At 48.2% G+C, this 18,750-nt stretch carries 14 protein-coding genes and 2 pseudogenes; 6 read left to right on the forward strand and 10 right to left on the reverse strand.

Going from position 1 to position 18,750, the window contains the following annotated elements; genetic code table 11:
* Positions 1-41 precede the first annotated feature (41 nt).
* The 4 genes and pseudogenes from EIP93_RS22850 to EIP93_RS02220 all read right to left on the reverse strand — a co-directional run.
* A pseudogene (locus EIP93_RS22850) lies at positions 42-956 on the reverse strand (primase-helicase zinc-binding domain-containing protein); the annotation flags it as partial.
* Positions 919-1,455 carry an ash family protein gene (locus tag EIP93_RS02210; protein ID WP_125232203.1) on the reverse strand — a complete coding sequence of 179 codons (537 nt, stop codon included), beginning with the start codon at positions 1,453-1,455 and terminating at the stop codon, positions 919-921. The gene EIP93_RS02210 and the pseudogene EIP93_RS22850, both read right to left, overlap by 38 nt.
* Positions 1,452-1,652, reverse strand: a complete 201-nt coding sequence (locus tag EIP93_RS02215; RefSeq protein ID WP_005971237.1) for a helix-turn-helix transcriptional regulator — start codon at positions 1,650-1,652, stop codon at positions 1,452-1,454. Before EIP93_RS02215 ends, EIP93_RS02210 begins: the two co-directional genes overlap by 4 nt.
* Positions 1,653-1,654: 2 nt before the next feature.
* Positions 1,655-2,533 (reverse strand): integrase domain-containing protein, encoded by an 879-nt coding sequence (locus EIP93_RS02220; protein WP_103861563.1) that lies wholly within the window; start codon positions 2,531-2,533, stop codon positions 1,655-1,657.
* Positions 2,534-3,656: 1,123 nt separating this feature from the next.
* Here EIP93_RS02220 and EIP93_RS02230 point away from each other — a divergent pair.
* The 3 genes from EIP93_RS02230 (at position 3,657) to EIP93_RS02240 (ending at position 6,488) form a co-directional block, all read left to right on the forward strand.
* Complete coding sequence (locus EIP93_RS02230) at positions 3,657-3,980, forward strand: helix-turn-helix domain-containing protein (protein ID WP_039510456.1); 324 nt, start codon at positions 3,657-3,659, stop codon at positions 3,978-3,980.
* Between the two features lie 405 nt (positions 3,981-4,385).
* The gene (locus EIP93_RS02235; RefSeq protein WP_103861561.1) at positions 4,386-5,627 is read left to right on the forward strand and encodes an AAA family ATPase; all 1,242 of its coding nucleotides are present in this window, start codon (positions 4,386-4,388) and stop codon (positions 5,625-5,627) included.
* On the forward strand, positions 5,628-6,488 hold the full coding sequence (locus EIP93_RS02240) for a DUF4435 domain-containing protein (protein WP_125232204.1): 861 nt from the start codon (positions 5,628-5,630) through the stop codon (positions 6,486-6,488).
* A gap of 228 nt (positions 6,489-6,716) precedes the next feature.
* Here the strand turns inward: EIP93_RS02240 and EIP93_RS02245 are convergent, their stop codons facing one another.
* Positions 6,717-8,699 (reverse strand): ATP-binding protein, encoded by a 1,983-nt coding sequence (locus EIP93_RS02245; protein WP_125232205.1) that lies wholly within the window; start codon positions 8,697-8,699, stop codon positions 6,717-6,719.
* 803 nt (positions 8,700-9,502) lie between these two features.
* Between EIP93_RS02245 and EIP93_RS02250 the strand changes: the two genes are divergently transcribed.
* The 3 genes and pseudogenes from EIP93_RS02250 to EIP93_RS02260 all read left to right on the forward strand — a co-directional run.
* A complete protein-coding gene (locus EIP93_RS02250; protein WP_103942086.1) occupies positions 9,503-9,931 on the forward strand; it encodes a GNAT family N-acetyltransferase in 429 nt (142 codons plus the stop codon).
* Between the two features lie 90 nt (positions 9,932-10,021).
* Complete coding sequence (locus EIP93_RS02255; protein ID WP_103861557.1) at positions 10,022-11,143, forward strand: ribosomal protein uL16 3-hydroxylase; 1,122 nt, start codon at positions 10,022-10,024, stop codon at positions 11,141-11,143.
* Between the two features lie 286 nt (positions 11,144-11,429).
* Positions 11,430-12,122 (forward strand): annotated as a pseudogene (locus EIP93_RS02260) (lipase family protein); the annotation flags it as partial.
* 44 nt (positions 12,123-12,166) lie between these two features.
* Here the strand turns inward: EIP93_RS02260 and EIP93_RS02265 are convergent.
* The 5 genes from EIP93_RS02265 to aspA form a co-directional block, all read right to left on the reverse strand.
* Positions 12,167-13,360, reverse strand: a complete 1,194-nt coding sequence (locus EIP93_RS02265) for an ABC transporter permease (protein WP_125232206.1) — start codon at positions 13,358-13,360, stop codon at positions 12,167-12,169.
* Positions 13,354-14,469, reverse strand: coding sequence for an ABC transporter permease (locus tag EIP93_RS02270; RefSeq protein WP_125233306.1), 1,116 nt, complete (start codon positions 14,467-14,469; stop codon positions 13,354-13,356). The genes EIP93_RS02265 and EIP93_RS02270 overlap by 7 nt, the downstream gene beginning before the upstream one ends.
* On the reverse strand, positions 14,469-15,467 hold the full coding sequence (locus EIP93_RS02275) for an HlyD family secretion protein (protein WP_125232207.1): 999 nt from the start codon (positions 15,465-15,467) through the stop codon (positions 14,469-14,471). Before EIP93_RS02275 ends, EIP93_RS02270 begins: the two co-directional genes overlap by 1 nt.
* A complete protein-coding gene (locus EIP93_RS02280; RefSeq protein ID WP_125232208.1) occupies positions 15,464-16,885 on the reverse strand; it encodes a TolC family protein in 1,422 nt (473 codons plus the stop codon). Before EIP93_RS02280 ends, EIP93_RS02275 begins: the two co-directional genes overlap by 4 nt.
* Before the next feature lie 331 nt (positions 16,886-17,216).
* Positions 17,217-18,656, reverse strand: a complete 1,440-nt coding sequence (gene aspA, locus EIP93_RS02285) for an aspartate ammonia-lyase (protein ID WP_010298348.1) — start codon at positions 18,654-18,656, stop codon at positions 17,217-17,219.
* Positions 18,657-18,750: the final 94 nt, after the last annotated feature.

An 18,750-nucleotide genomic window follows, 5' to 3' on the forward strand; every position in this document is an offset into this window, starting at 1 on the left:
TTGTTGAATGCGGATTTAGTAGCCTCAAGCCCATATTGCTGACGGTAATCATCCCAGTCACAGAGCGTTGTGGTGGGCGGTAACGACACCCAGCCATCCACCGCGAGCGCGGCTTTTTCCGCCTGCTCCTTACCGATATTGGTTGAGCCGTCGGCATGCAGGTCATGATCGCCCGCCAGAATAATAGTGGCATCGGGATACCAGCCACGCAGCGCGTGGGCGACGTTTATCAGGTTATTGGCCGACACCGCTGCAACCACCGCCGCCGTGGTGATCTGGCTGATGGTCAGGCCGGTGGCATACCCTTCGGTGATCACGATGGTGTCCGGCTCTTTCGGGTAATGCACCGCGATGAAGGAGCCTTTCAACTGTGAGCCCGGCAGCAGGCGTTTTTCTCCATCGTCGTTGATCAACTGTGCGCCGATCAGTTCACCGGAAACGCGATGCAATTTCAGCAGCAGGCTTCCCTCATCAAACAGCACGCCGCCGATACGCATTTTTTGCTGTGCGGTCAGGCGGGCATGGACGATAGAAAACCCTTTGGCTTTCAGATAGGCGCTTTCGCCATTCCTTGAATGGGTCAGCATCTGCTTGATTTTATCGGCCAGCGGCGGGCGCTCAGCAGCTTTTTCCCTGGCTGGCGCTGTTGAGGTGGGGAGTGTCAGCGCGGCCACCTGTTTTGCGGCGTCTGACAGGTCACAGTTTTTCACCCGTGCGACCAGATCAAGGCCATCACCATGACCGCATTGATTGCAAAACCACGTTCCCCGCCCTTCTTTGTCGTCAAAGCGGAAGCGATCTTTGCCGCCGCAGGCAGGACAAGCGCCGTGTTTACCGCCGGAAGGCACCGGAATAGCCAGTGCAGACAGAATGACACGCCAGCGGTGGCGCGACTGTGCAGTAATGTCTGAAACGAATTTACTCATCGTCAGCCACCTCCGCTTGCAGCGCGTCATTCAACTGGTTCAGACGCTCCCACAGGATAAAGATCAGCAGCTCTTTCGCGAGCGCGTTGTCCAGTTCAATGATGGCGTAGGCCAGCGCCCGACAGTGATCGACGAGTTCTTCTAACGTCAGGGGCGTGGGGTCATACATGATGTACCCCCGCAGAAAAAAAGAAAGATTGCGGGTAGAGAAAGGGAAGGATCGTAGCCATAAGGCAGCCTCCAGACTGTAGCTTCTTAGACAGCTACCACCAGAGACGCCAACCTCAAGGGTGGTAGCCCGTACGGGGTTGGCGTTACCGGACAGTCTGGCTACCGGCGCTCCTTGCGGAGCCCCCGCACGAGCCACCATTGCAGGTACGGCTCGATGCGTGCCTGAACAGCAATGCGCATGACGCGCATATTCAGGCACCAGACATTTGTTCGGAACGCCAATTCCGGCTGCGGATTTTGCCGCAGCATCAGCAGTATATCGTAAATTGCCCGCCAGAAAAAAATAACAATGCATCATGGTTTAACCTCTCCGCGCTGGCTGATACGTGCCGCGATCCAGTCATTCACCTCACTTTCCACCCACGCTACTGAGCGGGCACCGATTTTGACCGTCTGAGGGAATTCCCCCTGCTTCATCAGCAGGTAAATCCATGATTTCCTGAGGCCGGTTTTTTTCATCACACCCGATAAGCGAATCAACGTGTTATCCGTCATGTTCAATCCTCCTTCCGGGTGTAAACCCGCTCGACATAGCGTCCCCGACCATCACCGTGGCCGAGATCCATAGAGGTTAATGCTCTGGCTTCACTGCGGGAAAAGCCCTGTGACAGGTAATAACGCATGGCATCCTGCGCCCATGCGTAGCGCAGGCTGTGTGGGGAGTAGTGGCCGGTCAGCCCTAAGCGGGTGGTCTGCGTGCGCCAGAAATTCATAGCGGTTTTCAGGTCGGGTTTATCGATCAACCTGCCGTTACGCGCGTCGGCCACCTTTAGCGCTTCTTTTACTGCCCGTTGAATCGCTTCGCGATCGATAATCCGGGTTTCGCGTGGCCTGCCGCCTTTGGTGCCAAATACCACGGTCAGCGTTTGTTGGTGACGCTCAAGCTGCTTTTCCCACGTCTTCAACGAACTGGCACATTGCACCGCTTCCTGAGAACGCAGACCCAGTAATCGGGCAAGCTGAAGTGCACAGGCCAGCCCTTTATCATGCTGTTGCGCCGCGAGCAGAACAGCCTGATAGTGTTCGTCCGGGATGGCGAATTTTGTCCCGGCACGGCTTGCCCCGCTCAGCCCCAGCGCGTTATTGGTCAGGCGGTCGGACGTGGCGAGCTTTTCCCGTCCTCCCTGCTTAAACACCGTGCGCAGCGCTGCCATTTCGTTGTGCAGGGTACGAAGGGCAATCTGCTGTGACAGGCGTTCGACGACATAACTTTCGATATGTCTGGCTTTGAGATACTTAACGTCACGCACCTGAATATTCAGCGCCAGCAGATGACGGCACAGCCTGTCCATGATGCGGATACGATCATGAACCGTCTTGTAGCTTCCGCCAGCCTGTTTTGCCAGCGTGGTCATTTCACGACTTAATTTACTCATGCAACTTACCTCTCATAATTCAACTGGATGCTTTTCTCTGGCGCATGGGAAAGGGCAGAAACAATCGCAATTGACCTGCCTTGAACGATACCTGTGCGCCAGAGCGGACAGCAGTTGAGGTCTTGGGAGGTGTCGGCTAGGCACTCGGTGCGGCCGCCTGCGGTTGCAGGATTTCCTCTCAGGCGGTTAGGCCTGCCTCGGTATCGGTTCAATCTCCTGTAAAAAAAGCGGTCAGTCCGGCACAAACGGGTGTGTCAGATTCATGACGCGGTAGTTGAGGTGCATGTCTCAGGGGCTGATAGGGTCTTCGGCTGCGGCGTCACTTTCATCCGTTGACACGGAAAAAGTGACGCCGGTGCAGACGTTGCCGGCAGGCGCGTAGCAGATGCCTGACGGCATAGCAACGCGCAGCCAGCACGTTCACACGCGCAGACGCAAATCATTGAGACGAGTAAAATCGAAGTCGCGTGAAAACGCGAACTTACGAGGATAAGCGCTGTTTAAGCCGCTTATGAAGTGAAATCACCACAACGATAAACGTTGCAGCTACGGCCAGTCTCCTACGGTATGGAAGCCGCTCTCTGGCTGGGTATAGTAAGCCCACGGCAATGTTGGGCTTGAAGTAAAGTTGTCAAAACGGACCTTCATCACCACGCTCGCAACGGCGTTCAAACTACCCGGTGATATCTGCTTCCAAAGGCTGGCAGATTTACCACACGCAACTGTGCGCGTTCTTCCTTGCAGGCTACGGAAGTGTTTGTGGTCACCCGAAGGCGTCAGTCTCAGACCACGCTCCATTCCTATGACTTTGGCAGTGTGACCACCCGAAGGCGTTTCTCACAGGTCACTCGTATCATCCCGATACTGGAAACATTGGTGGCTGTCATCGACAGCAGGTTTTCATGGTCAAAAATACGACAAAGTGTTGCCGGTTTCAAGCGCTTTAACTCTGCCAGAAAAAAGAGCAATATAGCACTAAGTGCTATAGTTAAGGTGACAGGATGTCGGCACTGATGCGTGTATTCAAAACCAAATGGTTCACTAAGGCGGCTAAATCAGGATAGCGAGTTATGTGAAACTATTGAGGCGGTGGGCAAGAGTAAAGAACGGGTGGAGGTTTGCCATGACCGCAAAAAGTAAATTCAAGAGTCCTGCATTTGAGGCTATCCATAGCGCGGCTTCTGGATTATTCAGCGTCGATGCTATCCCACAGGAAACGATGCGCAACTTTGATAAGGCGTGCCTCAACAGCGTGGACGATCTTCAACCTCTTGAGATTAAGGCACTGCGTGAAAAGCTGAACGTCAGCCAGCCGGTTTTCGCCCGCTACCTGAACACCAGTGTTTCAACGGTGCAGAAATGGGAAAGCGGTGTAAAACGCCCCAGCGGGTTATCGCTGAAACTGCTTACTGTGGTGCAGAAGCATGGGTTGAAGGTATTGGTTTGATTGCGTGGTGCAGGCTTGCTTTCGGACTAGTAATTTTGGAAGATAAGTTTTTAGCTAATTGATTAATCGTTTGTGTTGAAAAGAACATTCATAGAGTTTGAGCGTATTCACAGATAGAGGCCAGACTAGCACGAACAGAAACAGTTGGCTAAGGTGGGTCGTATCCGGAGCTCCCTACGAAAGAATTTAATAATCTCTATGATCTGTGATGGAGCATACTTGGCACAGTTCCTTTCCTTCAGAAAAGAGAACCTGATGGGAAGGTTCATGGTAAAGATAGGTTTGTAATGTACTTACGCTCTGCTGCTATCTATCCCATCCTTTGTCATTTTAGGAATAATTGGAAGGATAAGAATTAAAAAATGGAACTTATCTTCAATCTTTATTTAACTCAAGGATATTAAATTGAAATTAACTGGTTTAAAAATACATAAACTATTTGGTCTTCTCGATTATGAGATCCCTCTAGATCAAAGTGAAATAACTATGCTGACTGGTCCTAATGGGTATGGAAAGACCATGATTCTTAAGATCATTAATAGCATACTATCAAATGAACTAAATATACTCTGCAAACTTAATTTTGAATACATAACACTAAATTATCAAGGTGGCAGCATATCTATTCGATGTAATAGTGCACAAACTACGCTTCAATTAGAACATTTTGGTAGTGAAGGGGAATTATTAGATACTGAGATTTTAATACTAGAAATAGAAGAGGGAAATCCAGATGAAATGATAGTTTTTTACTTAAAGTCTGAAAAAACAAGGCATAAACAAAAAAAATTAAAAGAAAAACCATTACGCTCTGATTACCTAAATAAGATAATTTCTGAAGATATCGTTTCTTTTATTCAGGCTGATCGACTAAAAGCTATAAAAGGCGATATCACAATTATTGATATGTGTGCATCTAAATTGAAAAATTTAATGGAAATGGCCCAAGATGAATCTGCCACATTAAGTCAGAAATTGGATGCAAACTTTCCCATTCGCCTATTTGAACGTTTGGAACAGCAAAAAAAATTCTCCTCAGAAAATATTCAAGCGCGTTTGAAAGGTGTTCAGGATAAGCGTCGTCGATATATGCATTATGGTTTAATTCATTCAGAAGATGATTTAATGCCAGAAAAAAGCACTTCATTAAATAGTAGTAATGAATATCTCGGCGTGCTTGATCTTTATATAGAGGATGCATTAGTCAAGCTTTCACCATTTGAGGTGTTATATCAGAAAATAGATCTTTTTGAATCAATACTCAAGGAAAAAATACTAGCATTTAAGACAGTTGTTATTGATAGAGATAGTGGGGTTTATTTCAGGAGCCTTAACGATGATATTATCGATCGTAACATGCTTTCTTCTGGAGAACAGAACCAAATTGTTTTACTCTTTAACTTAATTTTTGATCTTGCTTCTCAGAAAGTGATACTAGTCGACGAGCCAGAAATATCGTTACACGTTGCTTGGCAACAAACATTCCTTGATTCTCTCAAAAAAATACAAAAGATTAACAAGTATGAAAAAGTCATCATTGCAACACATTCTCCTCAGGTGATAAGTAAAAATTGGGCATTAACGTTTGACCTCTATGAAATGCTTAAGCATAAAGACCAATCTATACATTCAAAAGGAAATGAGTGAATGATATCTTTACGTGATGCGATTGGTGAACAAGACTGGCTTAGCAGTATGATGTTATTATTCAGAAATGAGGTGAATAGCCGCCGTATACTTATCATTGTTGAAGGTATTACTGATATAAAATTTTTTAATGTGTATAGGTTAGATAATAGATTCATATATGATTCGCCAGAAAATGGAAAACGGGAAGTAATATCAGCGGTCAATGAATTGCGTCAAGCGGGAAATGAAGCCGTATATGGGGTCTGTGATGCTGACTTTGATGGCCTAAGTGGGGTAGGTTATAATGGAATTCTTTATACTGATGCGCATGATCTAGAAATGATGCTTGTAAAAGGTGGGGTAGTTGATAAATTTATAATGATGAATACAGATAGGAAACTGATTCGTGGTGAAAAAGCTGATATTTTTTGTCATGAAGTTAAAATGAATATTCTTTGCGCTTGTTACCGACTTGGGCTTCTGAAATGGTACAATTATCTTAACCACAGCCGACTTAATTTTAAAGGAATGACTCATAGAGATTTTATTAGCGTCAATAATACAACGGTTACGGTTGATGATAGAGCATATATAAATCATGTGGTTACTAGAAGTAGCGCTTTTACAAGTGAATTAAATATATCAAATTTGTATAATGAAATGCGCAGACTTGAATTAATGTCTCCGGACCATTTCTCAATTTGTAATGGACATGACTTTACTTGTATTCTAAAGATTATGTATGAAACAGATATATCCGTTAACAAAAACATGCGTCTAGATGAAATTGATAGCTATTTACGAATGAGTTACGATCTGTCAACCTTTAAAACTACAAGATTACATACTTCATTAAATAATCTGCTTAGATTACATTAAATTAGTATTATATTTATGCCGATAGTTTTCGGCATAAGTTTCCTTGCTAAATTTTTAAAGTGTAGATTTAGTTATATTAGACAAACATTGATAAAACTACATTTACAAATTTAGGGTAACGTCTTCCTCGTTTAAGGATAGTGTTACATCGACCAGTTGAATCCACAGTTGAAAAAAACTCTGTAGGAAGTCCAGTGTTAGAAGTGGACATAGCTAAAATCACTTATATTAATCGTCGGGACAGGTCGCTCGTGTCGTGACCTGCTCAATATTTGGGATAAATTTCTCATGTGTTTCAATAAGGTATTTTGTGGCACTTTCTCTATTTGCTTCATAACTTAGTTGTTTTTGGAAATAGCTTAACCTTGTTTTAGCCATACTAAGAAGTTCTGCCCAAGTATAAATCCACACACTAATATTATCTTTTATATGGATGAGTCCTGGAGCCCGACCACTTTGACTTGCCTCTTCTTGAGCATATGCATCAAATTCGTTTGAGACTGCAATAAAAGTCCAATACGTATTAGCTTTATCAAAACGAGGGTCTGAAGCAACTGTAAATGCATAGCTTTTTATCTGAGCTATTACTGCTGCATCAATCTTTTTTGATGCTCTTTTTAATTCAACAACAAGATGATCAAATTTACCTTCGCTAGGTTTTCTCGCCTTGCTCAACATTAAGTCGACTCGTCCTGTTGAACCATCAGGTCTAATTACTTTTGATTCATTACCATTTCTCTCACCCAAAAGGTTAAGGTGTTTTAATAGCACTTCATTTAGGTTTTCTTCGCTTCCTGTGAGGTTAAAATCCTCCCTGAATATCCATGCTTCCTTTTCTAGAATTTTATGTAATTGGTCTCTTTCTAAAAATGAATTTTTGGTTTCTTCATCAAACAGAAGTTGCTCTAATCCCTTTATGAAATCTAACCTATTAGTCACAGCTTTTGACGCGCTAATTATGGTGGATAGAGTTGTTCTTTCTAATAGCAATGCTAAGTCATCTTGTTCTGTTTTTTTTAACTCTAAAACTTCACCTAATATTTTTTGGACTGAATCAGGATTGTCTTTTATTGCTTGTTTAAGAAGCCGGAAAGTGAATTTTTTAGTTTTAGTATCAGCTTTTTCAAATTTTTTCAAATAGCTTTGGACGTTAACTGCTAATATATCAAAGACCTTTCTCTCCGCATCCTCTATAGGGTTGAATATTTCATTATCTTGATATGGGTATATATTTTCTTTTTTCCAATCTTCAATAACTTTACTTTTATCTACGATTGATTTTTCCAAGAAATGCTGCCGGGTTTTATCTATGATCGTTTCGACTACATATCGAGTGTCAACCGTGAGATCTACAGATTCAAGTAAGCCAGCATCATTTAACTCAGTAAAATATTCTGAAGATGCGAAAATTGAAAAATCACAATTAGGGGCTTTTATTCTTTGACCTATCTTATATTCACCAATGCAAAAACCACTTTTGTCACAGAAATTTATAACTCGCTCTGATTTTCCTAACCATTCAACTATAGATATTTTCAGTTCGATTGTCTTGCCATTTTCAAGACGAATATCTCCGAGGTTATAATCAGTGATCTCTTTCTTAGCTAAATCAGGGGATATACAAGAATTATTCAATAGCAGTTTCTTGTTTGGGTATTTTGTAAGAAAGAAACAAAAAATCTTTGCAAGTTTTTCTTCAGAAATATCCCCAGATAATTCTGAAACTCCGTCGTATAAGTTAGATATAACAACTTTAGTACCAGTTCTTTCGTTAGTTTGAATTGGTAAAGATGGTTCTACTTGGTTTATGGTGTTAATTTTACCTTTTATCGAATACTTATAGTTTATTCCAGCTTTATTAGTATAAACAGTAAACCATTCAACATGCTCACCAAGGGCATAAGCTTTAAACCGACCTCTCCCTTTTTCTCCATGTAATATTGACGATCCTAATTTTTTAGCCTGCTTTTTCCATGAACCACCCAATCCGCCAAAATAATCTCTCAATAAGGAAGCATCAATACCTGAACCAGAATCCTGAACTTCAATACTGTCCAATACCCCTAATCCATTTTCTTTAGTAAAAATTGAAACTGTTGATGAGGAAGCATCAAATCCATTCCAAATCAATTCTGCAAGGGCGTTAAAGGGATTATCCTTTGAAACTGTTTCTAAATGATCAGTTTTTGCCTCCACTTTTATAATGCCCATTCTATATCCTTTGGTAAGCCTATTTATTTGAATTAAGATAATATTATATAATAAATATTATTTATATAGGTTTTTAAAAAATATCAAAAGTCTGTTTAAATGTACAGTTTTGTGGGCTCACTGAATACTCGGTGTCGTCATCTGAAACTTCTGCCGTTTGTAATCCATTACAGGTCATGCACTACGCGGTACTGTAAGTTCACCCATTTTGGTGCTACACATTTTTAGAAATCCGGATTCAATTTTTATATACGGTACTTTAGCAGGGTAGAAGCCTACTTTTCGCTCTTTGTTGTTGGTCAGATTTGCTTGCTTTTTCTATATCGTAGCTAGCCTTCATTATATCATTTGCCATAAAAAGAGTGCCCAAAACAGCTTTGTATAAAGCAAAATGGGGTCGGATTGGTGGTCAGTAAAATTAGTTTAGATTTAAAAAATATTTAAAATCATAAGAATAAGACCATTTTCGAGTCCGGCCTTCGCACCATCGTATGAAAATCAAGTCACCTCAGGGTGGCTTTTTTTATGCCTTAAATTCAGTAAATTATACCTGATTCCCGATCTTTTTCCTCAAAACAGCACCAAGCAGCACCAAAGAATCCAACCTTCCCTTAACCACACGAATCAGCACAATCACCATGAAAAAGAATCATATACCGAAAGTCGGATTGTGCTTATGCTGAAACGCAGTGCCTGCGTTGGGCAACGTGTAGAAACTCGGGAATCCCTGAAACCACATTTTCAGCGGCGCGTTGTTCATGCAACCTTATGATTTTTAATAAACAGGAATTGGGGGAAGACGAGTGGAATTAATCGTGACGCATGACATTATCGATAGCGATCGGGAAGAACTTTTTGCGGGTCTTCGGAGCTACAACTGCCAGTTTATTAATCCGGTCTCTTTTGGGCAAATCGGTATTTTTCACCGCAATAGTGCTGGAACCATGACCGGCGGGCTGATTGCCACGCGTAAGGGACTATGGTTGTGCATTGATTATTTATGGGTGGGTGAGGAATCCAGAGGTCTGAAGCTCGGCAGCGCGCTAGTGAAGGGAGCGGAACAGGAGGCAATGCGTCTTGGGTGCCGTCATGCGCTTGTAGATACGTTTAGTTTTCAAGCACTTCCTTTCTATGAAAAACAAGGTTACCAGTTGCAAATGTCTTTACCGGATTTTCCTGAGGAAGGCATGTTAAGGCATTATCTAATCAAGAAAAATATGCAGGCTGCATGATAGTCACCCGCCCATTGACCAATGACAAAGTCGTGCTGGCACCATCTTCCTTATAATCAGGCCCGTTTCTCTTCTCACTGGTGTGGACGTATGGCTTACCAACTCAACCTTAATTGGCCCGAATTCTTAGAAAAATACTGGCAAAAACAACCTGTTGTATTGAAGAACGCTTTCCCTAATTTCGTCGATCCGATTACGCCGGATGAGCTGGCGGGTCTGGCGATGGAGGCGGAGGTCGATAGCCGTTTGGTCAGCCATAAAAATGGTCAGTGGCAGGCCAGCAACGGGCCGTTTGAGCATTTTGATAACCTGGGTGAAACGGGTTGGTCGCTGCTGGCTCAGGCGGTGAATCACTGGCATGCACCATCTGCTGAACTCGTGAGTCCGTTCCGTGTGTTGCCGGACTGGCGTTTAGATGACCTGATGATCTCCTTTTCCGTACCGGGCGGCGGCGTGGGTCCGCATATCGATCAGTATGATGTCTTTATCATTCAGGGGATGGGCAGCCGTCGTTGGCGTGTGGGTGACAAGCTGCCGATGCGTCAGTTCTGCTCGCATCCAGCACTGCTGCATGTCGATCCCTTCCCACCAATTATTGATGAAGATCTTGAGCCGGGCGACATTCTCTATATTCCGCCAGGCTTCCCGCACGATGGTTTCACTCATGAAACCGCGCTCAACTACTCCGTAGGGTTCCGTGGGCCGAACGGCAGAGACTTAATCAGCAGCTTTGCTGACTACGTGTTGGAAAACGATCTCGGCGGTGAGCACTATAGCGACCCTGATTTGACCTGTCGGGAGCATTCGGGCCGGGTTGAGGCGTATGAGTTTGATCGTCTGCGCGAGATGATGATTGACGTGATTAATCAGCCGGAAGCGCTGAAAGCGTGGTTCGGTCGCTTTGTGACGACGCCGCGCCACGAGCTGGATATCGCTCCGGCGGAGCCACCTTACGAGCAGGACGAGATTGTGGGCGCGCTGATGGACGGTAGCGTGTTGACACGTCTGAGCGGGTTGCGCGTGCTGGAAGTAGGCGGTAGCTACTTCATCAACAGCGAACCGCTGGACACGGTCGATCCGAAAGCGGCTGATGCACTGTGTCGTTACACCATTCTCGGTAAAAAAGAGCTGGGTGAGGCGCTGGAGAATCCGGCCTTTGTGACCGAATTAACCGCGTTGGTTAATCAGGGCTACTGGTTCTTCGACGAATAAACTCCTTTCTCTTTAGCGGCTTCCTGGCACGTATGGCATGGCGTGCCTCGGGAGCCGCACACTATCATTCGAATGGTTCGCTGTATCAAAAGCGTATAGATTCGTCCTGTTAACATTCGACTATCAGCCTGATGTCAGCCGCGCGAATGTAAAGATCGGAATGGTGTTAACTTGCCTTGCCTAATAATCAGTTAGCTATTGAATTTATTGATAAAAAATAAACCCATCACGTCCAGAAATCCATAATTGGACTATCTTTTAGAGTGATACTTATACTAAATAACTCTGGAGCGTGTTGGATAGCGTAACAGCATCGCTGAGTACATTCCCGTTGCGTAATCAGTTAACGCTTGTCGGCCAGTCACAGGGGGCGCATGCGGCCTTTGCGACAGCGGGCTACCAACCGGATTATGCACCGAACCTGCGTATCATATCGACGGTATTGACCGGAACGCCCTATTTTGACGACAAAACCTCTGCGGCAGATCTTTTTGCTGGGGAAAGTGGAGAGGGCGGCGATCCGAAAATCCCTTATGTGATGTATATCTATCTGTCGGCGGCCGATACCAATAAAGGGCTGAATGTTAATGACTATTTCACGCCGAAAGCCGCTGCGGTTGTCGCTGACGCACGTACAATGTGTATCGGCGAACTGACGCAAAAAGTGATGGACGAGGGGCTGAATGCGGGCAATAGCCTGAAGCCTGCGATCCAGACATTACTGGATAGCCAAACCGCGAGTTTGCGCTATAAAACACTAGACATTAACCAGCCTGTCTTTATCGGGATTGGGACCAGTGACATCAACGTGCCGACCGCGATGCAGCGCCACTTTGCGAGTGATGTCGTTGGTGCAGGGACGTCAGCAGATGTGCATGAATATAAAGGGATGAGCCACAGCGAAACGGTTAACGTTTCACTGCGTGATTCTGTTCCCTTCGTATTGGAAAACGTGTTGGCCGATACGGCAAAACCGTAAGCCTCTTGTCCCGACGTGTCTGCCGGGACGTTATTTTTCAATCATCAATAATGCTCCAGCCATCGACGTGCGGCCTGATTCTTCCTGCGGTATTGCCGTTGCCGATACGCTAACATTCCCCATGCTAGCAGGCCGTACAGCGCGGCCAGCATCCACAAATGCCACCAAAATGCGCCGATCTGGGCAAAGTCAGCGCCCATCTGATTAAGGCGTAATATTCCCTGAATCGTGAAGACGGCGGGCACCCACTGTGCAAGCCAGTTCAGAGGCGCGGGGATCATTTCCACGGGCCAGATAAAGCCAGAAAGAAACACGATAGGGATGGAAGACAGCAGCACCGCCTGACTGGGGAGATCTTTGCGCGTAAACGCTGCGCCCAGTACCACACCGAGCCACAGCGTTGAGAGCAGAAAGGGCAACGCAAACAGCAACAGTTGGCTCATGCTAGCTTCGCGTGCAATGCCGTAGGCATCGAGACAAAAGCCGAGCATGTAGAGCAGCGAGAGCAGATAGGCTCCGCCAACGACCAGCGTACGGGCCAGCAGCAAACGCCATGGTGTCGCGTATTGCCAGTAGCGAACCTCGCCAGACTGCGTGCGCTGATTTTGTCCGGCACCGAGCAGGCCGCATCCCATTAGCAAAATCTGGTGCAGTATCAACATGAAAACACCGGGAACCACGTAATCGACATAACCCATGGTCGGGTTAAATACCGGCACGGCATTCAGAGCGGTGGCCTGCCACTGTGAGCTGGCGGCAGGTATGCCTTCCCCCTGAGCAAGCAGCCGGGCAACTTTAACCTGTGCGCCCGCAGTGCCACCGACGGTTGCCAGAGACTGCGCGATCGCGCCGTAGATCAGGAAGTAGCTGGCATCCGCCGAGTAGCTGACCGTGACGCTTTTCCCTTGCATGATATCGCGGTAGAAGTGGCGTGGAATATAGAGGATCCCTTTTGCCTCGCCCTCCAGAAGCAGCGTTTTTGCTTCATCCAGCGTATTGCGCTGTGCCACCAGATGTACTTCCGGTGTGGAATCGGCCATAAACGCCAGACGACGCGAGAGCTGGGTGCCGTCTTCATCAACCAGCACCACCGGCAGTTCACGCGGCGTCTGGGCGAGGTAAGGGCGCGGATAGAGAAAGGAATAGAGTAGAATCCCACCGAACAGGGTGAGCAAGATCGTCGGATCGCGCAGTAAACTGCGCAACTCAAACCGGATGAGTTTGGCGAAGGTCAGCATGTTGCCTCCTTGTCACCTGGCCGATAGCACCACAGCGTGAGCGGTAGCAGCAGCCAGAATAGGGCGAGCGCCGCTAGTGCCGGTGCGATCTGAATGAGTCCGGCACCGTAGCTGGTGATGGCAATCGCGATATCACCGTAGTGGGCGACGGGCAGCAGCTGTCGCCAGAACGTGGCGAAGGTCTCCATTGCTGCGGCCGGAAAGGTGATGCCCATGAACGCCAGTCCGGGAGCCATTAACGCCCCGACGATGGAAACGGCGCGTGCCGGATCGCGGATCAGCGCATAGAAAGCCATGCCCAGCGCGACGCAGGCGCCAGCGGTCACGCCGATCGAGACAAATAGCAGCAACGCTGAGCCGTTGAGCGGATAATTAAGCAGGCTATACAGCACATAGCTCCAGACGCCACCCCATGCCCAGCCGATCAGCCAATGCGTCAGGAATTTAGATCCGATGGCGGCGCGATTCTCAGGTTCCCAGTGTGTTCCACGTCGATCCTCTCGAGCCAGCGTATTCAGGCCGTATAGCGCAAGCAGAATCGACCAGATCGAGGGGATAATCGCGTTCAGCAAGAACTGGGCGTAGTTAGAATTTTGATTAAACAGCGCGGTAATCTGTCCGCCAATCGGCACTGCCAGCCCTTTGGCCTCGGGAACGGCTGCACCCTGAGCCAGCGCCTGCACCACGGCGATCTGCCCATTGAACGTTCCCGCTACCAACGCTAGTGAGCTGTTAATGACTTTGGCAATCAGCACAAACTGTCCGTTATTCCAGGCGGTGATAGTGGGTAACGTTCCCAGACGGATATCACGCTCAAAGTGACGTGGGATCACCACCAGCGCGTAGATCTCGCCGCCGCGCAATGACGTTGCGCCTTCCGCGACTGTCGAGAATTGATGATTCAGGTTGAAAGAGGGGGAAGCATGTAGCTCTCTGGCAAACTGGCGCGACATCGTGCTGTTATCCAGATCGATCAGGCCGATGGGGAGTTCGCGGACAATCGCGCCGGATAGCGTCCACCAGGCAATCAGCATGGTGATAAGCGGCAACCAGAGCGCTAAAGCCATCCCCCAGCGGTCACGCCACAGCGCCCTCCATTCGCGTATCATCACAGTTCTACCAGTGCGCTCATGCCAACGCGCAGCCCGCTAATCGGTTGAATCGGACGCGCCTCCACTTCGAATGTCCGCATATCGAATCCTTGTCGGGTATCTGTTGCGCGCCACGTGGCGAAATCCCCTATGACGGAAACGTAAGACACCTTAAACCGGAATGTCTGGTTGTTCAGCGCCGGAATGCGCGCCTCAAACTCGGTACCCATCGCAAAGCGCTCAAGGAGATCTTCGCGTACCGCCAACTGAATCCAGATGTCGCTCATGTCCAGTAGCGTAACCACAGGAAAGCCCTGTGGTGCAATTTCGCCGTTGCGTAGCAGCACATTGCTGACTTCACCCGTGTGCGGGCTGACGACGCGCGCCTCTGCCAAATAAGCTTCCACTTCGGCAACGGAGCCGGCGGCCATGCGGACTTTCTCCTCTGCCGCTGCCTGTGTTTCTTTGCGTGTGCCTTCCAGCGCCATTTGATATTCCTGCCACGCCATCCCCTCGGTATAGCGGGCGGCATCCCATGAAGCTTTGGCTTCATCCCGTTTTTGCAGCGGTAGCACACCTTCCTGATAGAGATTTAGCACGCGTAGATAGGTCTTATGGCTTAGCTCCGAACCGGCTTTGGCTTTTTGCCACTGATCTTTTGCCGCGGCGATTTGCTGTTCACGTGCACCTTTTTTGGCCTCCAGCGCCACTGCGCCAGCTGCGGCTTCACCCGCTTTCGCCTGTTCCAGCTTCGCGTCCAGTTCCGGCGTCAGGACCGTAAAGACGAGATCGCCAACGTCGAGCTGCTGGCCTTTTTCTACCCGCACATCAGCAATACGGCCCGGTACTTTTGAAGACACCGAATACTGTTGTGCTTCGATTTGTCCCTGTAGCCGTATCGGCTCGGGCTGATAGGCGAGCCAGAAGCGATAGGCTATCCAGACAATCACAATCAACAGGACGGCCTGAAGGATCCATTTGCGTTTCGAACGCGAAGAAGCGGGGGACTGTGTCATGGTGTCACCTGTATGGCGTACTGAGTCTGGTAGTCAGAGAAGCGGTTTATCTGGCCGGAAATCGCCATCAATCTGGCGATGGAAACCACGTAACGATACGCCGCAGAGGCGCGCTGCGTCTTGGCTCCGGCCAGCTGGTTTAGCGCATCGACGACGTCCAGCGAGGTAGACATGCCTTGCATAAACGCCTTGTTGCGTAGCTGGACATTCTCTTCGGCCAGTTTCTCCGTTGAAGACAGGGAATTGAACTCTTCCAGCGCCAGTCGGGCTTCTCGCCACGTGCTCTCGACCACTATTTCAAGGTTCTGCCGCATATCGGCTTCCAGATAGTTAACCTGCATTTCTGCACTTTTCGCGGCGGCGATCGTGTCGGAACGGCCTTCTCGACTGATGAGCGGGACGGAAACGCCGACGCCCACCATCCAGTCCGGCGTGGTTCTGGCCGCCAGCGTGTCCTGCTCATAGAGTTGATAGTTGCCGAACAGAAATACGTCAGGAGCATATTTGGCGCGTTCAATGCGGATAAGATCCTTAGCCTGATCGCGTTTGGCAGAGAGCACTTTTAAGCCGGGATGCGTGTTGAGCGTTTGTTTCACCAAGGCAGGCAGTTCGGGGAGCGTTTTGTTGACGAACAGCGAAGAAGAGGGCGTTGCGCCTTCTGTCTTGATCAGCTTTGCGAAGACCATTTCGGTCGTCTCCATACTGCGCCGCGCCTTTTGTGTTTCGATACGTGCCATGTCATAAGCCGATTGGGCGGACAGCACCTCGACTCGGGCGATTTGGCCTTGTGCTTCCAGCTTGCGGGCGTGGTCATAGTGCTGCACCATGCCTTTCTCTATATCCTGACGCGTCTTCATCACCTGATGCGCCATCACCACGCCGTAGTAAGTCTGTGCCAGCGCCTCAAATTGCGCCAGCGTGCGGACGATCAGCATCTGCTCAGCCTCATTAACCTGCGCGGCGCGGATCGACTGTGCCGCATCAATCCGGCCTCCGGTAAATAACGGCCAGACGACCTGAATGGAGCTGGTAACCACATTTTGTTCTGTGAAGCGGGTGACGAAGGGATTGCCGTTGGTATTAATCAGCTGATTTAGCGCGGCGAAGATATCCCGGTGATTCGACAGCGGGTTTAAGTCGCGCGCGTCCAGTTCGACAGGTTTATCGAGGCGCGTATAGCTTGCACCCACGTTGACCTGCGGCCAGTAGAGTCCTTTGGCTGATTCCTTCAGGAACTGCGCGCGATCGACCCCAGCGTGTTCGGCGGCAATACTGTCATCGCTTTGCAGCAGGCGAGCCCAGGCCTGATTAAACGAGATGGTTTGCCCAAATGCCGTGGACGACCAGCACTGCAACAGCAGCAGTGCGACGGGGAAATAAGCCAGAAGCCGAGTGTTGCCGTATGTTAATCGAGGCATGCCAAGTGAAATCATCCTTTTACCCAAATGCCGCCAACGTGGTAGGAATAAGCCCGCTGGAAAAGCGAGACCTGTATAGGATAAAGAAACAGGGCTAACGCTGAAGTAAACAAACCGCGTTATGCCCTATTATTTTCGGAGATGATTTAGTTTTGGTCTAAATTCCCAATTATTCAAATAATATAAGGGGTTAAATTGGAAAAATTATTGGAAGGGAAATAACGCCTGTGATGCGGACTTTATGATGTAAATAACGATGATTATTTTCTAATAAATAATGAGTCGGCAAAGGCCCGGATTGTCCCCGGGCCAGCGTGACAGCAAACGATAATTAAACGGCTTCGTTTTCGTCGGTATAGCGTTTGGCTTTATAGGCCGGGTGCATCAGGTTCTGGATGGAGAAAATGTCGTCCAGCTGTTCTTCGGTCAGCAGGCCGCGCTCCAGTACCACTTCACGTACGCTCTTACCGGTTTCGGCACAGATTTTCCCAACGATATCGCCGTTGTGGTGACCGATGAACGGGTTCAGGTAGGTCACGATACCGATAGAGTTGAAGACGTAAGCTTCACATACTTCTTTGTTGGCGGTGATGCCGTCGACGCATTTTTCCAGCAGGTTGTAGCAGGCGTTAGACAGAATCTGGATGGATTCGAACATCGCTTGTCCGATAACCGGTTCCATCACGTTCAGCTGTAGCTGACCGGCTTCTGCCGCCATGGTGACGCAGGTATCGTTGCCGATGACCTTGAAGCACACCTGATTCACCACTTCTGGTACGACTGGGTTAACTTTGGCTGGCATGATGGACGATCCCGCCTGCAATTCCGGCAGGTTGATTTCGTTCAGGCCAGTACGCGGGCCGGAAGACAGCAGGCGCAGGTCGTTACAGATCTTCGACATTTTAACCGCAACGCGTTTCAGGGCGCTGTGCATCATCACGTAAGCACCGCAGTCGGAGGTGGCTTCGATCAGGTCTTCAGCCGGTACGCAAGGCAGGCCGCTGACTTTTGCCAGATGTTGAACGGCCAGTTTCTGGTATTCATCTGGCGTGTTCAGGCGCGTGCCGATGGCAGTGGCGCCAAGGTTCACTTCCAGCAGCAGTTCTGCGGTGCGCAGCAGGTTACGGTTTTCTTCTTTCAGCAGCACGTTGAACGCGTGGAATTCCTGACCGAGGGTCATCGGTACGGCGTCCTGCAACTGGGTACGGCCCATTTTCAGGATATTTTCGAACTCTTTCGCTTTGCGCTCAAAGCCATCGCTCAACTGGGTAATCGCTTCAACCAGTTTCAGGATGGAGGTGTACACCGCGATACGGAAGCCGGTCGGGTAAGCATCGTTGGTGGACTGGCATTTGTTCAGGTGGTCGTTCGGGTTCAGGTATTGGTATTCACCTTTCTGGTGACCCATCAGTTCCAAACCGATATTCGCCAGCACTTCGTTGGTGTTCATGTTGACTGACGTACCCGCGCCGCCCTGATAGACATCGACAGGGAACTGGTCCAGGCACTTACCGTTATTCAGCACTTCATCACAGGCTTGCAGAATGGTATCGGCAATTTTACGTGGGATGGTTTGCAGTTCTTTATTCGCCAACGCTGCCGCTTTTTTTACCATCACCATGGCGCGGACAAACTCTGGAATATCGCTGATGGTGCTATTGCTGATATAAAAGTTCTCAATTGCACGCAGCGTATGGATACCATAATAGGCATCAGCAGGGACTTCACGGGTACCTAACAGATCTTCTTCAATACGGATATTCGTTGACATGGATCTTCTTCCTTTTTCTTGTTCGATGTACATAGCATCGTTTTCAATATTAAGACTATGATTTTTTAGGGTTTGTCTTTCCTGTTTTTTGATT

It is taken from the genome of Pectobacterium versatile, from assembly GCF_003932035.1.
In the GTDB taxonomy this organism is placed as follows: Bacteria; Pseudomonadota; Gammaproteobacteria; order Enterobacterales; family Enterobacteriaceae; genus Pectobacterium; species Pectobacterium versatile.

What these genes read in the sequence shown, in the direction of transcription:
- EIP93_RS02210 (WP_125232203.1), bottom strand. Translation starts at nt 1,455, where the DNA reads ATGATGCATTGTTATTTTTTTCTGGCGGGCAATTTACGATATACTGCT.
- EIP93_RS02215 (WP_005971237.1), bottom strand. Translation starts at nt 1,652, where the DNA reads ATGACGGATAACACGTTGATTCGCTTATCGGGTGTGATGAAAAAAACC.
- EIP93_RS02220 (WP_103861563.1), bottom strand. Translation starts at nt 2,533, where the DNA reads ATGAGTAAATTAAGTCGTGAAATGACCACGCTGGCAAAACAGGCTGGC.
- EIP93_RS02230 (WP_039510456.1), top strand. Translation starts at nt 3,657, where the DNA reads ATGACCGCAAAAAGTAAATTCAAGAGTCCTGCATTTGAGGCTATCCAT.
- EIP93_RS02240 (WP_125232204.1), top strand. Translation starts at nt 5,628, where the DNA reads ATGATATCTTTACGTGATGCGATTGGTGAACAAGACTGGCTTAGCAGT.
- EIP93_RS02245 (WP_125232205.1), bottom strand. Translation starts at nt 8,699, where the DNA reads ATGGGCATTATAAAAGTGGAGGCAAAAACTGATCATTTAGAAACAGTT.
- EIP93_RS02255 (WP_103861557.1), top strand. Translation starts at nt 10,022, where the DNA reads ATGGCTTACCAACTCAACCTTAATTGGCCCGAATTCTTAGAAAAATAC.
- EIP93_RS02265 (WP_125232206.1), bottom strand. Translation starts at nt 13,360, where the DNA reads ATGCTGACCTTCGCCAAACTCATCCGGTTTGAGTTGCGCAGTTTACTG.
- EIP93_RS02270 (WP_125233306.1), bottom strand. Translation starts at nt 14,469, where the DNA reads ATGATACGCGAATGGAGGGCGCTGTGGCGTGACCGCTGGGGGATGGCT.
- EIP93_RS02275 (WP_125232207.1), bottom strand. Translation starts at nt 15,467, where the DNA reads ATGACACAGTCCCCCGCTTCTTCGCGTTCGAAACGCAAATGGATCCTT.
- EIP93_RS02280 (WP_125232208.1), bottom strand. Translation starts at nt 16,885, where the DNA reads ATGCCTCGATTAACATACGGCAACACTCGGCTTCTGGCTTATTTCCCC.
- aspA (WP_010298348.1), bottom strand. Translation starts at nt 18,656, where the DNA reads ATGTCAACGAATATCCGTATTGAAGAAGATCTGTTAGGTACCCGTGAA.